At 69.3% G+C, this 20,023-nt stretch carries 11 protein-coding genes; 2 read left to right on the top strand and 9 right to left on the bottom strand.

Annotated elements, in window-relative coordinates; all coding sequences use genetic code 11:
* Positions 1 to 3: 3 nt before the first annotated feature.
* The 3 genes from AAT21_RS28005 to AAT21_RS27995 form a co-directional block, all read right to left on the bottom strand.
* Positions 4 to 225, bottom strand: a complete 222-nt coding sequence (locus AAT21_RS28005; protein ID WP_030966080.1) for a hypothetical protein — start codon at positions 223 to 225, stop codon at positions 4 to 6.
* Positions 226 to 320: 95 nt separating this feature from the next.
* Positions 321 to 1,703, bottom strand: coding sequence for an immunity 49 family protein (locus tag AAT21_RS28000; protein ID WP_235439242.1), 1,383 nt, complete (start codon positions 1,701 to 1,703; stop codon positions 321 to 323).
* Positions 1,704 to 3,289: 1,586 nt separating this feature from the next.
* On the bottom strand, positions 3,290 to 8,077 hold the full coding sequence (locus AAT21_RS27995; protein ID WP_052758012.1) for a polymorphic toxin-type HINT domain-containing protein: 4,788 nt from the start codon (positions 8,075 to 8,077) through the stop codon (positions 3,290 to 3,292).
* Between AAT21_RS27995 and AAT21_RS27990 the strand changes: the two genes are divergently transcribed.
* Both AAT21_RS27990 and AAT21_RS27985 read left to right on the top strand, forming a co-directional pair.
* The gene (locus tag AAT21_RS27990) at positions 8,021 to 8,851 is read left to right on the top strand and encodes an ATP-binding cassette domain-containing protein (protein ID WP_412180353.1); all 831 of its coding nucleotides are present in this window, start codon (positions 8,021 to 8,023) and stop codon (positions 8,849 to 8,851) included. The two genes, AAT21_RS27995 and AAT21_RS27990, sit on opposite strands and share 57 nt — an antisense overlap.
* Positions 8,852 to 8,961: 110 nt before the next feature.
* Positions 8,962 to 11,196 (top strand): terpene synthase family protein, encoded by a 2,235-nt coding sequence (locus AAT21_RS27985; RefSeq protein ID WP_046779748.1) that lies wholly within the window; start codon positions 8,962 to 8,964, stop codon positions 11,194 to 11,196.
* Positions 11,197 to 11,253: 57 nt separating this feature from the next.
* Here AAT21_RS27985 and AAT21_RS27980 read toward each other — a convergent pair whose 3' ends face one another.
* The 6 genes from AAT21_RS27980 to AAT21_RS27955 all read right to left on the bottom strand — a co-directional run bounded on the left by AAT21_RS27980 (position 11,254) and on the right by AAT21_RS27955 (position 20,022).
* The gene (locus AAT21_RS27980) at positions 11,254 to 12,486 is read right to left on the bottom strand and encodes a GNAT family N-acetyltransferase (RefSeq protein WP_046779747.1); all 1,233 of its coding nucleotides are present in this window, start codon (positions 12,484 to 12,486) and stop codon (positions 11,254 to 11,256) included.
* A gap of 81 nt (positions 12,487 to 12,567) precedes the next feature.
* Positions 12,568 to 13,827: a YncE family protein gene (locus AAT21_RS27975; protein WP_046779746.1), complete on the bottom strand. Its 1,260-nt coding sequence runs from the start codon at positions 13,825 to 13,827 to the stop codon at positions 12,568 to 12,570.
* 132 nt (positions 13,828 to 13,959) lie between these two features.
* A complete protein-coding gene (locus AAT21_RS27970; RefSeq protein WP_046779745.1) occupies positions 13,960 to 15,123 on the bottom strand; it encodes an XdhC family protein in 1,164 nt (387 codons plus the stop codon).
* A 107-nt stretch (positions 15,124 to 15,230) separates the two neighbouring features.
* Positions 15,231 to 16,694, bottom strand: coding sequence for an NCS2 family permease (locus AAT21_RS27965; RefSeq protein ID WP_046779744.1), 1,464 nt, complete (start codon positions 16,692 to 16,694; stop codon positions 15,231 to 15,233).
* A 326-nt stretch (positions 16,695 to 17,020) separates the two neighbouring features.
* A complete protein-coding gene (gene pucD / locus AAT21_RS27960) occupies positions 17,021 to 19,417 on the bottom strand; it encodes a xanthine dehydrogenase subunit D (RefSeq protein WP_046779743.1) in 2,397 nt (798 codons plus the stop codon).
* Positions 19,418 to 19,419: 2 nt separating this feature from the next.
* Positions 19,420 to 20,022, bottom strand: coding sequence for a (2Fe-2S)-binding protein (locus tag AAT21_RS27955; RefSeq protein WP_046779742.1), 603 nt, complete (start codon positions 20,020 to 20,022; stop codon positions 19,420 to 19,422).
* Position 20,023: the final 1 nt, after the last annotated feature.

Below are 20,023 nucleotides of genomic sequence, written 5' to 3'. Positions count from 1 at the left end.
CTGCTACGCCTTGACGGTCTGGTTCAGCGCCACGAGCGCCTGCGCCCACCGTACGTACTTCAACTGCCCGAAGTCGGCGACGGTCCTGACGCCGAACGCCTCGTGCAGCAGCTCGCCGTCCTTCTCGCTGACGCCCTTCAGCGCGGCCACGGGAGCGGCCAGCACATCGGCCAGCGGCTTGTCGGCCCACGCCTTGTCGAGCACCTTGTCCAGATCGATCGCCATGAGTGTCCCTCCGGGAACATCGGCACGCACCACATACACGGGCAAACCTAACTCAATCGGACAATCAGCTCGTGCTGCGGCACGCCGCCGGTGTGTCAGGAGATGTCCTCGACGCGCTTGCCGTCGACGAGGTACCGGGGCAGGTGCGGCAGCCGCTCCGGATCCATCGGGAAGCCCTGGTCGTGGGCGAGGCAGGCCATGGCGAGCGGACCGAGCGCCACCCGTGCGCGCGGCACCCCGGAATCCCCCCAGTAGCCGCCGTGTTCGGCGAGGGCTTCGGTGAGCGCCCCGCGGAAGGCCTCGTGGTCCCCGGTGAAGAGGCGGTGGAAGAGCGCGACCGGCTGGTAGTCGACGCGGTTGACGAACTCGTCCGGGGAATGCGTCAGCATCTCGGGCAGGGACGCCTGCATGGTGGCGAGCAGCTTCTCCACGACCGCGTCTCCGGTGCCGCCGGAAAGGTACGTCCGCAGGGTGTCGGCCCAGTGCAGGACGTAGGCGTCGACGCTGTCGTCCTGCCGCAGCGTCTCCAGCGGGACCCGGCACAGCCGGGCCACCTGGTCGTGCGCGCGGCAGGCGAGCGCGAGGTAGACGGCGTCGAGCCAGGCACGGGCGTCCGGGGGCGGGGCCGCGGGCGTGGCGGGCAGCCGCAGGGTGTTCGCCTCACCCAGAAACCACTGCTCCGGCCCGGAGCCGGCGAACAGCGCGGTACCGAGCCGCACGGCCGTGGCCCACGCGTCCCACGTGTCGAGCTCGGACACGACGGGATCGGCGGTACACCGGACGTGGGCCAGCGCCAGGGCCGAGGCGAAGGCGTCACCGAGCCCCGACGGATCCTCCGCGAGCCGCGCCACGGACTCGATGGTCGTACGGGTCAGCTCGGCCGGATCGGGGGCGTCTCGACCCGCGAGGATCCGGCCGGCGCCGTCGAGCCGGACCAGCCCCTTCATCAGGGCCACCAGCTCCTGCGGCGGCTTGAGCGACAGCGTCCGCGTCTCCTCGTCGACGACCGTCAGCGAGGTCAGGCCGCCCCGGTACCACCAGTACACGCGCGGCGACAGGCTCCCGGGCCCGTCCTCGTAGGCGCCCAGGGCGTACATGGCCAGGTCGTTGAGGGCGTCCACCACCGAGCCGTCGGCTATCGGATGGAAGGCCAGCAGGTGCCGGGTCGGGACGACCACGAGCGCGCCGGCGGAGGGCAGCGACTTGCCGGTGACCTGCCGCGCGAGTTCCCCGAGGTACAGCGCCTTGGAGGCCACGAAGTGCGAGTCGCCGAAGACGGAGTGCAGCGTGGCCCGCCCCTCCAGGGTGATCTCCTCGTACCCGACGGGCACCCGCATCAGGTTGGCGTACGCCGCCTGCCCCAACTCCTCGATCCCGACGCGCTCCACGTCGCCGTCGGTGAGGGAACGCACGCTGGTGGGCCCGTCGAAGGCGTAGGCGAACACCAGCTCGTCGGCCACGACCCGGGCATACCGCATCCCCCCGGCCACCTCGGGCGTCACCAACCCGACGGGCAACAGCCGCGCGTGCACCCCCCGCAACAGCTCCTCGGCGCTCTCGCCGCCACGACCGCCACTGGATTCAGCTGAGTTGTCTCGATTCACCCCCGAACCCTACGAGAAACCCCCGACCATCACGGCACCCAGGCCCTGGGAGCCTCCGCTCCCGCTCAGAAGCCGCCGTCAGGCTCCGAGCCGCTACGGGCCGACGGACACACAACGCACGAAGCTGTATGGCCCCGTTCCGTCCGAGAGGACGAACATCCGGCCCGGCACACCGCCGACGCCGGAATCCGAACCGGCCTCCGAAGCTATCCGGCAGATACCCGTCCGGGGCGGTAGCTCAACGCTGCGGGCGGTATTGAGCCCGCGGCCAGCCAGCATCGCGCAGGGCCAGGCTCCGGCAGGGTCGGGGCCTGAGTGGGAGGGGTCCCACGCTGGTCGGGCAGCTTCGCCGTACCAGGGTTCTCCAGGGGCCGCCTAGGCTCACCAGGTGACGCTTGCGCTTGGCCTTGGCGGCCCCCGGGGGTTCCTGGTACGCCTCCGGTGACCGGCCAGCGAGGGACCCCTCCCGCGACCCGACCACCCATCGCCAAGACAAATCCGCAGCCGTATTTTCGGCCTCCTCGCCCTCAGAGGGGGCCGGGGCCTGGGGCAGAGCCCCAGAACAGTTCCCGCTGGAGGCTGTTGCCCGCCCGGACCAGCGGGACGCCGGCAAGCGGGGGGGGAGACAGGAGCGGGCGGCGGCCCCGAAGGGCCGGAGTGCGCGCGGGCCGCGTCAGCGGGCCACCTTGATCAAGTAAAGTCACGGCCAGCCCAATTGGACCAGCGCCCCTGGGGGTACGCGTACGCCCCGTTGCCGCAGCGTCAGCAACTGCCGTCACGGCGGCCAAGGGGCCCCGCCGGAAGAAATTCCGGCGGGCTCCTCTAGCCGTTCGAACCGCCTGCTTGCTTCCGTTCAGGGGTGACTGTCGATCACATGCACTTGAACACGGTGCAAGCTCTTCAGTCATCCAGCAAATGGTTGCAACGCTCCCTCGGCTTCTCGAATTTGCGCAGCTCTTAGAGCTGCCTGCGCCTCCCCTTCGACCTCCCGGCGACAGCCGAGCGGAAGTATTCAAATCGCACAGAATCTGAATCTGTGAATTCCAAGATATCCAGCGCCGTCTCACTGTCTCCTGATGCCGCCTCCTTGTAGATCGACCAGATCCCTTCCCCCACTGCAGATCGGCATTCCATTTCTAGATCTGGACGACCTACTTCCACCTCTGTCGCGTGAGATTCCCCTGTCACCAAATACCAGAGGATGTTCATAAAATGAGACCTGATGAAAGGCGGCAAATCCTCGGTCAGGGCTGCGAGAATAACGAAAGTTGCGTGAGGGGCCACCTGGAACAACATGGACTCTCGCTCCAAATGACCATCGAGTGTATACCCGATGGTTTCCTCTACGGTGCGAGCCTCGAGGAGAGCGGTGAACGAAGATGGGATATGAGCGCCCGAATTTCCACATCCACATCTAAGCGAAGCCCAGTCGTGGCGCTCCAGCTCGATACTAGCTACCCTCACCCTGCCCCCAACATCCAAGATCCGGCGGGGTCATACAGGACGCCCGAGACAAAGTTATCGGGTCCATAATTCCCCTGACAAACAGTACATATTTCCTTCTCCTGAAGGATCTTCCCCAAACCGTCACCGATATCCTCCCTTCTCATGGCTCGAGTGAAGATCACATCATTCGCTGCCCACCCAGTCGCATTCAGGATGTTCGGTTCCGCGCAGCTTCCGTTCCCGGAACAGCTGACAGCGATATCACCTGTCCTCCTGTGCACTGCTGCCGTGAAAGTGCGCGCCTTCGCCGCCCCCGTCGCCGCTTCAGCGACTTTGTCACGGAGAGCGCTGGCATCCGAGATCCGCGCCTCCATGTCCCAGTTTCCCTGAGCGCGATCCACTACCAGTGCGGGCTTGAACTTTCCTTGCGGGCCTCGGGTTCCAGAAGGACAGTTGTGAACCAGGACCGGAGTGGCCCCTGCCAGCACATAGTACGTGTGGAAGTCGTCGACCGTGAGGTTGTGCGTGGTGACGGCGAACGGGTAGTTGCGGGTGCTCTGAACCGTGAGGGTGGTGCCGTCGGGCTGGCGGAGTTGTTCACCCGGGAGGAATTCGCCGGCGTCGAGCCACTGGCGGCGGGTTTCGTTCCAGTGCGGGTGGTGGGAGGTGGAGGTGAGGGTGGCCGGCGGGCCGCGGGGGTTGGCGTCGTCGGTGAGGGTGAGGTCGGTGAACTCCTTGTCGTCCGGGGTGAGGATGGTCGCGGTGACCGTCTTGGGTGCGGTGTCGCCGCTCTGGGGGTCCGTGGCCAGGACCTTGTCGCCCACCTTGACGTCCTCGATGGCCTTGCTCGTTCCGTCGGCCATGCGGACGCGGGTGCCCGTGGGGAAGCTGTTCGTCTTGACATTGACGGAGCATGAGGATCCGGATGAGGACTCGGCGGAGCGTGCGTCCGCTCCACCCCCGCCCGATTCGGCGTCGGCGTCGCCTCTGTCCGCCTTGGACTGCGTGCCGGCGCTGTCGCTGGCGGTATCCGTAGATGCTTTCTCGTCCGCCGACTTGCGTGCTTGAGCTGCAGCGGCGGTTGCTTCGTCCTCGGCCTTCTTGGCCTTGGTCACCGCCGCCATCGCCCTGGATACCTTGCTCTCCGCGGCGTCGACGGCTGCGTAGGCCTTGTTCAGCTCCTTGTAGATCTTGAAGGCTTGAATGCCGATCTTGATGGCCTTGGCCACCTTGCCCCAGGGGACGGCGTTGAGGGCGGTGTTGATGCAGGCCATGACGTCGCCCTTGGTGAAGCAGTCGCGGGCGTCGTTGTAGCCGATGAGGTCCATGACCAGGTCGATGACGGCGTGCTTGAGGGCGTCACGGCGCTTCTTGGCCTTGTTCAGCTCACCGTTGGCCCTGTTCAGCTCCTTCGTGGGCCCGTCCGAGCCGCTGCCTCCGTTGGCCGACGTGGAAGCGTTGACGTTGCTGGTCGTTCCGGTCTTGGTGTTGTGGGAGCAGGAGCTGAAGTTGTCGCAGAAGACCTTCAAGCCGGTCGCGTCCGACTTGTTGATGGGGTCATTGTTGGAGTAAGCGTAGGCGTTCCACTGCTGCGGGTCGCCCGGGTCGATGATCGGGTCTGGGCTGATGAACCGGCCGGTGGTGGGGTCGTATTCGCGGGCGCCGAGGAGGGTGAAGCCGGTGGCCTGTTCCTTGGTGCCGCCGACGAAGCCCTTGTCGCCCGCCCAGGAACCCGGGGCGGGCTGGGTCCCCCGCTCGTTGCCGAAGGGATCGGCGGGGCGGCGGATGTGATTCAGGTCGGTGGCGTCGAACTGGACGCCGTTCGTCCCGTGGTGGTCCGACGACTGGTAGGAGAGGGTCGACTTCCCGGCGGTCGTCGTGCGGGTGATGGACAGGCCGCCGGGGGCGCCGTAGGTGCGGACGTTGGAGACCTTGCCGGTGGCGGTGTCCAGGGTGATCTGGTCGGTGCCGAGGTTGAGGGTGGTCTTGCCCGGGTCGCGGCGGATGAGCTGGTTGCCGCCAGTGTCGTAGACGTAGCTGGTGCCGGCGCTCTCGCCGGTCCCGGTGATCTTGTCGAGCTTGCCCTGGTCGTTCCAGGTCAGGGTCTTGGTGCCCGGAGTGCTGGTGATCGAGGCGGTGTTTCCGCCCGCGTCGTAGGTGTACGAGGTGACCTTTGTGCCGGAGGCGCTGGTCTCGGTGGACTTCATCAGGGCGTGCGGGCCGCCGGTGCCGCCGCCGGTCTTCGGGTCCGAGGACGGGGTGTTGGGGCCGGTGCCGAAGGTCTGGGTGACCGTCGTGTCCTTGGCCGGGTTGCCGGTGACGTCCTTCCTGACCAGCTTGGTGCGGTTGCCGATCTTGTCGTACTCGTACTGCTGCCAGTACGGGGCCGGTCCGCCCACGCTCGGCTTGCCCGTGCCGTCGACCGCGGGTGCGGTGCTGTTGGTGCAGCCGCCGATGCCGCGGACGCTGGGCTGCGGCGCCGTCGTCGTGGTACCGCTGTCGGTCCACGCCTGAGTCAGGCGGCCCAGGTAGTCGTGGGTGAAGCACTGCAGGTCCCGGGCTGCCCCATCCTGCGTGTTACTGATGGAGGTCAGCTGCCCGACCCGGTTGTAGGTGTAGTCGAGGACATCGACGCTGGCCGTGGCCGCTGTCTGCTTGTCCAGGGTGGACCGGACGGGCCGGCCTGTGGCCTGGTCATAGTCGACGGTGGAGACGACCTGCATGCCGGTCTCACCGACCGTGGTACGGATGGCCCGGCCGTGCGGGTCGTTGAGGACGTCCACGACGTAGGGAGTAAGGACGTCCCCGATGGTGCCGGCGATCGACGACAGCTTACCGACGTCGTCGATACCGAAGGCGAGCCTCTCCGAGTCCAGGCCGGCGGCCGCGATGGCGGGCAGGTCCGTGGCCCTGAGCTGACCGTGCTTGTCGTAGGTGTTCTTGGTTTCGTACGTGCCCGCCAGCTGCTTCTCGGCCGCGGGAATGGTGACCTTGGTGCCGAGGGGCCGGTATCCGCTGTCATAGCCGGTGACCTCGGTCTTGTAGGCGGTGCCGGACTCACCGCCCACGTAGCGGGTGCTGGTCGCCGGCTTGCCGAGGGCCTTGGGCAGGGTGTCGTAGGTGAAGGCGCCGACCTGCTTGGCCGGGTCGACGGCCTTGCCCTCGTACGTCGCGACCGTGCGGCCCAGGAGATCGCCGACCGTGGTGGCGCTCTTGCCGCGGGCATCGGTGACGGTGACGAGGTTGTTGGCGTCGTCGTAGGCCGTGGTGGTGATTCCCGAGTCGGGGTCGGTCGTCTTCACCGTACGGCCGAGGAGGTCGTACTCGAACGTCCACTCGTTGCCCGCGGAGTCCTTGCGCCGCAGCTCCTGGCCCTGGCTGTTGACCTCGTAGAGCGTCTCGTCGTAAGCACCGGTCGGGGTGTTGCTCTTGTACTGGCGCAGGAGCGAGGTGGTGCCGTTGGAGATGCGCGTCGTGGCATAGCCGCCTGCGGGAGGAATCGAGCGGACCTCGTCGGCTCCCGGGTACTCGGTCTTCGAGCGCCACTGCTCGACGCCGTAGGACTGGAAGACGGAGGCGGTGGCACGGCCGAGGCCGTCGAAGACCGAGACGGTCTGCGCCGGAATCTGGCTGTCGGGGTTCACACCGCCGTTGGGCAGGAAGAGCGCGCCCGAAGGTTCCTTCTCGTCGTTGTAGTAGGGGGCGCTCGTCTTGACCTGTCGGCCGTGGGAGTCGAAGAGAGCGTCGGTGATCATCCGACCACCCGCCCCGGAGGGTGTGTGGGCCTGGGTCTGGCGAACGCGGCCGAGGCCGTCGTAGATGGTGTAGCTGTTGATGTACGTCTGCTTGTTGGCCATGAGCGTCTGGCTCAGAACAGTCGTCGGCGCCTTCGTGCCCTTCATGGCGTACGAGAATTTGCGGACCGGCGGATCGGTCGTCCGGTCCTGGCCCGGCTGCCAGACAGCGGTGACCCGGCCGAGGGCGTCGTAGCCGCGTTCGGCGACGTGACCGTTCTCGTCGGTGGTCTTCATCGGCAGCGCGCGGCCGGTGTCGAGGGTGGTGGTGGTCTTCCAGCCGAGGGGGTTGGTGTGGGTGACCTCGTATGGCAGCGCGTTGGGAAGGGACTTGTACTCGGTCTTGGTGACGGCGCCGTCGGGGTGGGTGGCGTCCTTGCGGAGCTTGTTGGTGCTGGTCGACAGGCGGCCGTAGACGTCGTAGGTAGAGGTGATGTTCAGCCGGTAGACCGGCTGGCCCGCGGCGTCGTACTTCTCCAGGACCTCGGTGCCGGTCTGGTCGGCGGTCGCGGCCGCCTGGCCGAGGGGCTTGCTGTCGAAGTAGGCGCGGGTGTCACCGACCGTGTTCGCAGCCGTGGGCGTCTGCGCGCACCCGCCGGCACCCTTGAGAACCAGGGTGCGGGAAGCGAGCTCCGTCAGTGCGCTGCCCGGCCCGGCAGCGTACGTGAAGGCGGTGCACAGGCGCTGGTCGGGGCGGGACAGGTCGCTCTTGTCGTCGACCTGGACCGGCCTTGAAAAGGCGGTGTCGTCGTAGGTGGAGGTGCGTTCGCTGACGCGCCAGGAGGTACCGTCGGCGAGTTTGGCGCGGCTGGTGACCTTGCCGGTGTTCATCACGCGCGCGGTGATGGCGGGCATGCCGCCCGACTGGGCGCGGGTGGCGGTGGGCTTGTCGCGGGTCCAGGGGGTGGAGACCTCGTCGGCGATGACGGTGCCGCCGTCGCGGTCGTAGGTCTGGGTCTGGCGGACGAATCCGGAGAGGCCCTCGTCAAACTGCTCGCAGGCCTGCACCTGCCCGACTCCGGGTCTCTGACCTGGGACGGGGTCGAGGTGCGGGACGCCGACCGGGAGCAGGTCTTCGACCGGGTCGCGCTCCTCACCCAGGACTTCGAGCGCTGGCCGGTGACGGCCCGTACCAACATCGCCATCGGGCGGCCCGGGACGGAGGGGGCCGAGGAGGCGGTGGAGCAGGCGGCGGACGTGGTCGCGGCGGCCCGGTACGCGGGTGCCGACCGCATCGTCGAGAAGCTGCCGGGCGGCTACGAGACGCTGCTGGCACGGGTGTTCAGGGGAGCTTCGGAGCTGTCCGGGGGCCAGTGGCAGAAGTTCGGGCTGGCCCGGACGCGCTTCCGGGACGCCCGCGTCATCGTCGTGGACGAGCCGACCTCGGCGCTGGACCCGGAGGCGGAGATCGCCGCCTTCGACAGCATCCGGGGGCTCGTGGGGCCGCAGCGCGCCGTGGTCCTCGTCACGCACCGGATGTCCGGCGTGCGGTTCGCCGACGTCATCTACGTGCTCCACGAGGGACGGCTCGTCGAACAGGGCGGCCATGAGGAGCTGTTGGCACTCGGCGGCCGGTACGCGTCGATGTTCCGGATGCAGGCCGAGCAGTTCGACCGGCAGCCCTCCCCCTCCCCCTCCCCCTCTCCCCCTCCCCCTCCCTCCCCGTCCCCGTCCCCGTCCCCCTCTCCGTCCTCATCCCCGTCGCCGTCCGGGTCGCGTTCCGGAGCCTCCCCTATCCCCCGGCAGGCCGGCGCGTCGCCCAATGACTCCCCCGTCACCTGATGCGGTGAACTCCGCCTTGGCCCGCGGACAGCACGGGTAGAGCGCTGCTGATCTCTTGCGGGGGCCGGGCCACCGGCCCCCGCACCTTTGGACGAAGGGCCCACCTCACCGTGACGCAGCCGTTCCGACTGCCGGACTTCTATGTGCCGTATCCGGCGCGACTCAACCCCCACCTGGAGGTGGCGAGGGCCCACACCAAGCAGTGGGCGCGCGACTTCGCGATGCTGGAGGGTTCCGGCGTCTGGGAGGAGAGCGATCTCGACAGCCACGACTACGCGCTGCTCTGCTCCTACACCCACCCCGACTGTGACGCCGAGGCGCTGTCGCTGGTCACCGACTGGTACGTGTGGGTGTTCTTCTTCGACGACCACTTCCTGGAGACCTTCAAGCGCTCGCAGGACCGCACCGGCGCCAAGGCGTACCTCGACCGGCTGGCCGCCTTCATGCCGATGGATCTGGCCGACGGCTTCCCCGAGCCCACCAACCCCGTGGAGGCGGGTCTCGCCGATCTGTGGCGGCGCACCGTGCCGTCGATGTCCGCCGACTGGCGGGAACGGTTCTCCTTGTCCACGAAGAACCTCCTCGACGAATCGATGTGGGAGCTGGCCAACATCGGCATCGGGCGGGTGGCCAACCCCCTCGAATACATCGAGATGCGCCGCAAGGTGGGTGGCGCCCCCTGGTCGGCCGGTCTGGTCGAGTACGTCGCCGCCGAGGTCCCGGCGCGCGTCGCGCACGCGCGCCCGCTGGGCGTACTGCGGGACGCCTTCTCGGACGCCGTCCACATCAGGAACGACCTCTTCTCCTACGAGCGGGAGGTCACCGACGAGGGCGAGCTCTCCAACGCCGTGCTGGTCCTGGAGACGTTCCTCGGCTGCACCACCCAGGAGGCGGCGGAGGTCGCGGGCGACCTGCTGACCTCCCGCCTCCAGCAGTTCGAGCAGACCGCCCTGGCCGAACTCCCGCAGCTCTTCGTCGACTCAGCACTGGATCCGGCCGAGATCGCGGCCGTCCTCGCCTACACCAAGGGGCTTCAGGACTGGCAGTCCGGCGGCCACGAATGGCACATGGTCTCCAGCCGCTACATGAACAAGGAGGCCCGGGCGACCGCCCCGATCACCCTGCCCTTCATGCCGACCGGGCCGGGCACCAGCGCCCTCGACCTGCGGTCCGTTTTCAACCGGCGTTCGATGGAGCTGCGCCGCCGCTCCTTCACCCACGTCCCCTACGAGCGCACCGGGCCCTCCGTGATCCCCGAGATCTACATGCCGCACCGGCTGTCCCTGAGCCCCCATCTGGCCCACGCCCGCGAGGAGTCGGTGGCGTGGGCGCGCCGGACGGGCCTGCTGGAGCCGCAGCCGGGTGATCCCGGTTCCGTGATCTGGACCGAGGAGAAGCTGCGCGGCTACGACTTCGCGCTCTGCTCGGCCGGAATCGACCCGGACGCCACACCCGACGAGCTCGCACTCAACGCCTGCTGGCTGACCTGGGGCACCTACGCCGACGACTACTACCCGGTGGTCTTCGCGGGGGCCAAGGACCTGGCGGGGGCCAAGGCGGCCACGGCCCGGCTGATCGCCATGATGCCCGTCGACCAGGCCGCGCAGCCGCAGCCGCAGCCGCAGCCGCAGCCGGCCACCGCGATGGAGCGCGGCCTCGCCGACCTGTGGGTGCGTACCAGCGCCGCCATGCCGTCGGAGCAGCGCTCCGAGTTCCGGGCGACGGTGGTGGAGATGCTGGAGAGCTGGCTCTGGGAGGTGGACAACGCGGTCCACCACCGCATCCCGGACCCGGTGGACTACGCGGAGATGCGACGGCGCACCTTCGGCAGCCGGCTCACCATGTACCTGTGCCGGCTCGGGCACCGGGGGCGGGGCATTCCCGAGGAGATCTACGCCTCGGGGACCATCCGCTCACTGGAGAACGCGGTCGCCGACGCGGCCTGCCTGATCAACGACGTCTACTCCTACCAGAAGGAGGTGGAGTTCGAGGGCGAGGTCCACAACCACATCCTGGTCACGCGGAACTTCTTCGACATCGGCTACCCGGAGGCGCTGCACATCTGCCACTCGTTGATGACACAGCGCACCGAGGAGTTCGAGCACATCGTGGCGAACCAGCTGCCGCTGCTCTACGACGACTTCAAGCTCGGGGCCGAGGCGCGGACCGCCCTGGACACGTACGTGCAGGAGCTGCGGGACTGGCACGCCGGTGTCCTCAACTGGCATGCGCAGTGCCGTCGTTACCGGCCCGAGGATCTGCACCGGCCGGACGGCGGGCTGGCCGCCGCGGTCCACGGACCCGGTTTCGCGATGGCGGCCGCCAGGCTCTCCCTGCCCGCGTGAACCGGGCGGTGGGGGCGGACCGGCCCCGCCCCCACCCCCACCCCCGCCTGACGCGGGCTAGAACTCGTCGCCCGTGTGCGGCAGTACGGGCGTGTGCAGGGCGGCGTCCAGGGCGTCCGCCGCCCCGGGCGTGTGCTCCTGGACCAGCCCGGCCGCGACGAGGTCGGCGACCCGGGTCCCGCCGAGGTAGCAGGCGGCCAGCTCGCGGACGTCGAGGGCGAGGTCGGCGGCGCCGTCGGCATGGTCGTACGTCGCCCCGTGCGGGCCCGCCTTGAGGCGGAAGCGCCCGGCATTGTCGGGGAGCCGGGCGTCGTGGACCTCCAGCACCAGTTCCACCGGCGCGGCCCAGGACCGCGCGGTCAGCGCCGCGCGTACGTCGACCAGGCGCAGCCAGAGCGCCGGGAACTGGGCGGTGACCCGCACCTGGTCCCGGTCGGCGGCGAAGTGCAGCAGCGGGTCGTCGGCCGGGCGGCCCCAGGCGGAGACCTTGCCGGTGAGGTCGAGGGCGGCCACGTACTCCCAGAGGGCGGCGGCGACCGCCGGGGTGTCCGCCTCCAGCTCGGCGACGCGGACCAGGCCCGGGGTGCGGGCGGCCGCGCCGTCGTCCTCCGGCTTGGTGCGGTAGATCACGTACCCGGCGACGGGCTCGCCCGGGTCGCCCAGGACGATGATCCGGGGCGGGCTCAGCTCCTCGTCCTCCTCGTCCTGTTCGGTGAGCCACTCCTCGCGCCAGCGCTCGGGGCTGCGGCTGGGGCGGCCGGGGCGGCCCGCGCGGGCGGCCTCGTGGAAGGGGCCGATGACGTCGACGGCGTCCTCGGGGTCGACGAGCCGCAGCGGCCGCCGGTCGGGGTCGATGCGCAGGGCCAGCGGCCGGGTGGAGTCGATCTCGACGGTGGCGCCGGTGGTGGCGGCGCCGTAGCCGAAGCGTCCGTAGATGGCGGCCTCGGAGGCCCAGAGGGCGGCGATGGGGCGGCCGGAGTCGGCGGCGCGGCGCATCATCCGTGCCATCAGAGCGGTGAGCACGCCGCGGCGCCGGTGCGTGGGCGCGACGCAGACGAAGGTGAGCCCGGGGCAGGGCAGGTCCGTCCCGGGCACCGAGAGCCGGAAGTCGTGCGCGGCCATGAAGCCGACCAGGGTGTCGCCGTCGTAGGCGCCGATCCGGTCGCAGCGCGCGAGCAGCGCGTGGTGCCGCTCGCGCGCCTCCTTCTCGGGCCGGTCATGGAAGACCAGGTAGGCGAGCTCCAGGGCGCGGTCGATGTCGGCCTCGGGTACCTCACGGATGTCCACCATGATCGCGAGACTAATCGGTCATCGGGGACCAGTCACACCATATTGGCTTGATCAGCAGGTTCGGCCGGTTTCCGCACCTTCCTACCGGCCGGCCGGACCGGTCCAGGAGGCCGGGACATGGCCGAGGCGGATGCGCTGGGGGTGGTCGCCGACGGGCACGGACACCCGCTTGGCACCGGTGGCGAAGTCGATGGCCGTCACCCGGTCGGTGCCGCTCTCGGAGATCACGCAGGCCGTCCCGTCGCCGGAGACCGTGGCCCAGTACGGCTTGGCAGCGGCCACGAGCGGCCCCTCGGTGAGGGTGGCGCGGTCCACGACGGTCGCGTAGTCGTCCATGGTGCCCGCGATGCAGAGCTTCGCCCCGTCGGGACTCATCGACATGCCGTGGTGGCGGGAGTCGTTGACCCAGCTGGTCCGGTCGGTGCTGGTGGCCGGGTTGGCGGGGAGGTCCTTGAGGCGGGTGATCCGGTCGGTGGCCACGTCGTACTCCAGGAAGCCGCCGAAGAAGGACACCTGGAAGTAGAGCTTCGACTCGTCGGGGCTGAAGGACACCGGGCGCACGGAGTCGGACAGGTCCCTGCGGCCGAAGGCGTCCAGCCGCTCCCGCATGTCGATCACGCGGACCGTGCGGAAGGTCTGCGTGTCGACGACGGTGATCTTCCGGTCGCCCTTCGTCCAGTCCAGCCAGGGCGCGTCGAGGGCCGTGTTCACCTCGCCGATGGAGCTGTTCCACAGGTAGCGGCCGTCACGGGTGAAGGTGTTCTCGTGCGGCTTGTCACCGGTGCGGAAGGAGCCGGTCTGGCGCCCGGTGGCGATATCCAGGACGTGCACGGTGTTGGAGGTGGAGGCCGAGACGGCGATGCGGGTCCCGTCCGGGGAGACCGCCATGTGGTCGGATCGGTAACCGGAGACCGGGAAACGCCAGTTGATCCGCCCGGAGGCCAGGTCGATGGAGACGACGTCGGCGAAGCTGGGACGGGAGACGACGACCGCGGAGCCGTCCGGGGTGGTGAACATGTCGTCGGCGAACTGGTCGTGACCCTCGCCCGCGCTCTCCCGGATACCGAGGAAGAAGGCGAGCTTGACGGGGTTGAGGTAGATCTCGCGGAGCCGCTCCGCCTTGTCGGGGATCACGTCGATCCGGCCGACCTTGGCGAGGTCGCCGGTGGAGGCGAGGACGTCGGCCGTCCCCTCCCAGTTGTTCCCCACGAAAAGCACCTCGCGCAGCCCGCCGGCCGGCGCGGCGGAGGCGGCGGGCGCGGCCGGGGCCGGAGCCGGCGTGAAGGCGGTCAGCAGGGCGGCCGCAGCCAGCACGCCCAGGGTTCGCACGGTACGCAACATCCGCTCAACTCCGTTGTGAGGAAGGGCTGGAGAGGGTGATCCTCCGATTACCGGCGGGTAAGATAGGGGGAACACCAGAAGGGCGCAACCCCCACGGGGCGCGCCCTTTCCTCACCTTTCGCCGTCACTCCTTCAAGCGACGGATCCGATCCTGTCGATCACCGTGGTCGCGACGTCCGGGTGGATCGGGATGTGCGCGCCGGTGAGGGCCGCGCCGCTGCCGCCGCGGCGGTTCGCGACGATCTCCGCGGCGATGGACAGCGCGGTCTCCTCCGGGGAGCGGGCGCCGAGGTCCAGGCCGATCGGGGAGCGCAGCCGCGCCAGTTCGAGCTCGGTGACGCCGACGTCGCGCAGCCGCTTGTTGCGGTCCTCGTGGGTACGGCGGGAGCCCATGGCCCCGACGTAGGCGACGGGCAGCCGGAGGGCCAGCTCCAGGAGCGGGACGTCGAACTTGGCGTCGTGGGTGAGCACACACAGGACGGTCCGGCCGTCCACCGAGCCCTCCGAGGACTGCGCCTCCAGGTAGCGGTGCGGCCAGTCCACGACGATCTCGTCGGCCTCGGGGAAACGGTTCTTCGTCGCGAAGACGGGCCGCGCGTCGCAGACGGTGACCCGGTAGCCGAGGAATGTGCCGATCCGCACCAGCGCGGAGGCGAAGTCGATGGCCCCGAAGACGATCATCCGCGGCGGCGGGACGCTGGACTCGACCAGCACCTTCAGCGGTTCTCCGCAGAGCCTGCCGTCGGCGCCGATCTCCAGCACGCCGGTCCGGCCGGCGTCCAGCATGGCGCGGGCCTCCTCGGCGACGGTGCGGTCCAGCTCCGGGTGTCCGCCGAGGCCACCCGCGTAGGGCCCCTCCGTACGGACCAGCACGGCGCGGCCCATCAGCTCGTCCGGCCCCTCGGCGATCCGGGCCAGCGCGGCGGCCTCGCCCCGGGAGGCGGCGGCCAGCGCGGCCTCGAACACCGCGCGTGCGGCGGAGCCGACGGGGACCGGGGTGACGAGGATGTCGATGATCCCGCCGCAGGTCAGGCCCACCGCGAAGGCGTCGTCGTCGCTGTAGCCGAAGCGCTCCGTGACGGTCCGGCCGTCCTCCAGCGCCTGCCGGCACAGCTCGTACACCGCACCCTCCACGCATCCGCCGGAGACCGATCCGATGGCCGTGCCCTCGCTGTCGACGGCGAGCGCGGCACCGGGCTGCCGGGGTGCGCTGCCGCCCACCGCCACGACCGTGGCGACGGCGAAGTCACGTCCCTGCTCGACCCACCGGTTCAGCTCTTCGGCGATGTCCAGCATGTGCGGCCTCCTCGGAGGATTCGGTTTCCAGTATGGGACAGGTGGAGGGTGCGGGTCTTACTGCGGGTGACCGGCACCACCGCGGTGCCCGGCCGGTACTACGGGGGTCAGCCGACCCCGAGCCAGCCCTCGATCGGGTGGAGCGCGAAGAAGACCAGGAAGATTCCGGTCAGCGCCCACATGAAGCCGCCGATCTCACGGGCCTTGCCCTGAGCGATCTTGATGGCGACGTAGGAGATGACGCCCGCGGCGACACCGGCGGTGATCGAGTAGGTGAACGGCATGATCACAACGGTCAGGAAGACCGGGATCGAGGTGGAGGTGTCCGCCCAGTCCACGTGGCGGGCGTTCTGCATCATCATCGCGCCGATGACGACCAGGGCCGCGGAGGCGACCTCACCCGGGACGATCTGCGTGATCGGGGTGAAGAAGAGGCAGGCGGCGAAGAACAGGCCGGTGACGACGGAGGCGAGACCCGTGCGGGCACCCTCACCGACGCCGGTGGCGGACTCGACGAAGACGGTCTGGCCGGAACCACCCGTGACGCCACCGATGGCGCCACCGGCGCCGTCGATGAACAGGGCCTTGGACAGACCCGGCATGCGGCCCTTGTCGTCGGCGAGCTTGGCCTCGGTGCCGACGCCGATGATGGTGGCCATCGCGTCGAAGAAGCCGGCGAGCACGAGGGTGAAGACGATCATGCCGACGGTCATGTAGCCGACGTCGCCCCAGCCGCCGAAGGAGACGTCGCCGAAGAGCGAGAAGTCCGGCATCGAGACCGCGGAGCCGTCCAGCTCCGGCGGGCCGTTCTTCCAGGCCTTCGGGTCGATGTCCACGATGGCGTTGAGGATCGCGGCCAGGACGGTACCGCCGACGATGCCGATCAGGATCGCGCCGGGCACCCTGCGGGCCTGGAGCATGAAAATGGCGATCAGGGTGATCGCGAAGAGCAGGACGGGCCAGCCGGACAGCTCACCGGTCGCGCCGAGCTGGACGGGGGGCATGAACTCCCCGCCGTTGCCGACGAAGCCCGCCTTCACGAAGCCGATCAGGGCGACGAAGAGGCCGATGCCCATGGTGATGGCGTGCTTGAGCGCGAGCGGGATCGCGTTCATGATCATCTCTCGGAGGCCGGTGACGACCAGGAGACAGATCACGACACCGTAGAGCACACACATGCCCATGGCCTGCGGCCAGGTCATCTGAGGGGCCACCTGCGAGGCGAGGACACCGGACACGGAGAGTCCGGCGGCCAGCGCCAGCGGAACCTTGCCGACGAAGCCCATGAGAAGCGTCGTCACGGCGGCGGCGAAAGCCGTGGCGGTGATGATCGCGGAACCGTCCATCGTGGTTCCGGCGACGTCCTTGCCCGAGAGGAGCAGGGGGTTGAGCAGGAGGATGTACGCCATGGCCATGAAGGTCGTGATACCGCCACGAACCTCGTTGCCGACGTTGGATCCTCTGTGGGTTATATGAAAGTAGCGGTCGAGCCAAGAGCGCCCGGCGGGATTGCGGGAGCCGTCTCCGGCTTCCTCCGCGGTGGTCTTGGACTCCACTGACGACTGGGTCATGGTGCCTAACTCCCAAGGTTCAAAGGGGCACCCGCTTGGGGATTGGAGATTGCGGGATTTGGGATGCTGCGTTTGGCTGCACGACCCGGGGTGACGGCCCGAGGCGACGCGAAGGTGCACTGCGTGTACTGCGGGTAGTGCGGGGTGACCGCTGGTACTACATGGGGGTTTTCGCAGGGGTACTGCCGGCTGAAGGGACCGCGAGCGGTGCGGTGCTTCGTATGTACTCCGGGCGGTGCGGCAGTGAAGTGTGACGTTCCCGAGTCACACCGCCCGGAGAGTCCGAAGGGGTCCGGGGGCCTCGCGGCCCCCGGACCGGGTCCGTCCTAGAGGGTCCCGGTGAGGGCTTCCGGACGGATCGGGGTCTTGTTGAGCTCCAGCCCGGTCGCCTGCCGGATCGCCGCGAGGACGGCCGGGGTGGACGACAGGGTCGGGGCCTCGCCCAGACCGCGGAGCCCGTAAGGGGCGTTCGGGTCGGCGAGCTCCAGGACGTCGACCGGGATGGTCGGGGTGTCGAGGATGGTCGGGATCAGGTAGTCCGTGAAGGAGGGGTTGCGCACCTTCGCGGTCTTCGGGTCCACGATGATCTCCTCCATGACCGCCACGCCGAGACCCTGGGTGGTACCACCCTGGATCTGGCCGACCACGGAGAGCATGTTGAGGGCCTTGCCCACATCCTGGGCGGTCGCCAGCTCGACGACCTTGACCAGGCCGAGCTCGGTGTCCACCTCGACGACCGCGCGGTGCGCGGCGAAGGTGTACTGGACGTGGCCGTCGCCCTGGCCGGTCTTCAGGTCGAAGGCGGCCGTCGGACGGTGACGGAACTCGAGTTCGAGGTCGATCGCCTCGTTCTCCAGGATGTCGGCGATGTCCGCGAGGACCTCGCCGCCGTCGGTGACGATCTTGCCGCCCTCCAGGAGGAGCTCGGCGTGGGCCCAGGCCGGGTGGTAGGAGCCGTTCTTGCGGCGGCCCATCTCCAGCAGCGCCTCGCGCACGGCCTCACAGGTGTTCTTCACGGCGCCACCGGTCATGTACGTCTGCCGCGAGGCGGACGTGGAACCGGCGGAGCCGACCTGCGTGTCCGCCGGGTGGATGGTCACCTGCGTGACACCCAGCTCGGTACGGGCGATCTGCGCGTGGACGGTGACACCGCCCTGGCCGACCTCCGCCATGGCCGTGTGGACCATCGCGACGGGCTCGCCGTTGATGACCTCCAGGCGCACCCGGGCGGTGGAGTAGTCGTCGAAGCCCTCGGAGAAGCCGACGTTCTTGATGCCGACCGCGTAGCCGACGCCGCGGACGACGCCCTCGCCGTGGGTGGTGTTCGACAGACCGCCCGGCAGCGCGCGGACGTCCGCGCCCTCGCCGGCCGTCTCCCACTGGCGCTCCGGCGGCAGCGGGCGGGCCTTGACCCGGCGCAGCAGCTCGGCGACCGGCGCCGGGGAGTCCACGACCTGGCCGGTGGGCATGATCGTGCCCATCTCCATGGCGTTCAGCTGGCGGAACTCGACCGGGTCCATGCCCAGCTTCGCCGCGAGCTTGTCCATCTGGGCCTCGTACGCGAAGCAGGCCTGGACGGCGCCGAAGCCGCGCATCGCGCCGCAGGGCGGGTTGTTCGTGTAGAGCGCGATCGCCTCGATGTCGACGTCGTCGACGACGTACGGGCCGACGGAGAGGGAGGACGCGTTGCCGACGACGGCCGGGGAGGCCGAGGCGTAGGCACCGCCGTCGAGCACGATCCTGCACTTCATGTGCGTGATCTTGCCGTCCTTGGTGGCGCCGTGCTCGTACCAGAGCTTCGCCGGGTGGCGGTGCACGTGGCCGAAGAAGGACTCGAACCGGTTGTAGACGATCTTGACCGGCTTGTTGGTCGCGAGGGCCAGCAGGCAGGCGTGGATCTGCATCGAGATGTCCTCGCGGCCGCCGAAGGCACCGCCGACGCCGGAGAGCGTCATGCGGACCTTCTCCTCGGGCAGGCCGAGGACGGGGGCGATCTGCTTGAGGTCCGAGTGCAGCCACTGCGTGGCGACGTAGAGGTCGACACCGCCGTCCTCGGACGGCACGGCGAGACCGGACTCCGGGCCGAGGAAGGCCTGGTCCTGCATGCCGAAGGTGTACTCGCCCTCGACGATCACGTCGGCGCGCTTGCGGGCCTCCTCCACGTTGCCGCGGATGATCGGCTGGCGGTGCACGATGTTCGGGTGCGGGACGTGACCGGAGTGGTGGTCGTCGCGGCCCGGGTGGATCAGCGGCGCGTCGGCGGCGAGGGCGGAGGCCTCGTCCGTGACGAGCGGCAGCTCCCGGTAGTCGATCTTGATCTTGGCGGCCGCGCGGCGGGCGGTCTCCGGGTGGTCGGCGGCCACGAGGGCGACCGGCTCACCGTGGTGGCGTACCCGGCCGTTGGCGAGGACCGGGGTGTCCTGGATCTCCAGGCCGTAGTTCTTCATCTCGGCCGGCAGGTCGTCGTACGTCAGGACCGAGTAGACGCCCGGCATGGCCAGCGCCTCGGAGATGTCGATGGAGACGATCTCGGCGTGGGCGACGGTGGACCGCAGGGTCTGGCCCCACAGCATGTCCTCGTGCCACATGTCCGAGGAGTAAGCGAACTCACCGGTGACCTTGAGGGTGCCGTCCGGGCGGAGCGTGGACTCGCCGATGCCGCCCTTGTTGTGCTTCTGGGTGACATTCGTCGGCGTACCCACGGTGCGGGTGTTCTGAGCCATGATCAGACCGCCTCTCCCTGACGGGCGGCCGCGAGGCGGACCGCGTCGAGGATCTTCTCGTAGCCCGTGCAGCGGCAGAGGTTGCCGGACAGGGCCTCACGGATGTCCTGGTCGGACGGGTCGGCGTTCTGCTCCAGGAGAGCGTCGGCCTGCACGAGCAGACCCGGGGTGCAGAAACCGCACTGGACCGCGCCCGCGTCGATGAACGCCTGCTGGATGCCGGAGAGCTCGACTCCCTCACCGGTCTGCGAGTCGGTGCCCTGGGCGGACCACTGCTTGGCCTCGTCCGTGGACACGCCCTTGCCGCCGCCGCCGCACGCGCCGCTGCCGCAGCCGTGGCCGTGCTCCTCGCGCTGCTTGGCGAAGTCGGCCAGACCCTCGACGGTCACCACGTCACGGCCCTCGACCTGACCGGCGGCCACCAGACAGGAACAGACCGGCACGCCGTCGAGACGGACCGTGCAGGAACCGCACTCGCCCTGCTCGCACGCGTTCTTGGAGCCGGGCAGCCCCAGGCGCTCACGCAGCACGTAGAGAAGGGACTCGCCCTCCCAGACGTCGTCGGCTTCCTGCGGACGACCGTTGACGGTGAAATTGACGCGCATG

Origin of the sequence: Streptomyces yangpuensis, from assembly GCF_001005295.1 — a bacterium.
GTDB lineage: Bacteria > Actinomycetota > Actinomycetes > Streptomycetales > Streptomycetaceae > Streptomyces > Streptomyces yangpuensis.
The sequence above is the reverse complement of the archived record's forward strand: the minus strand, read 5'-3'. Positions and strand labels throughout refer to the sequence as shown.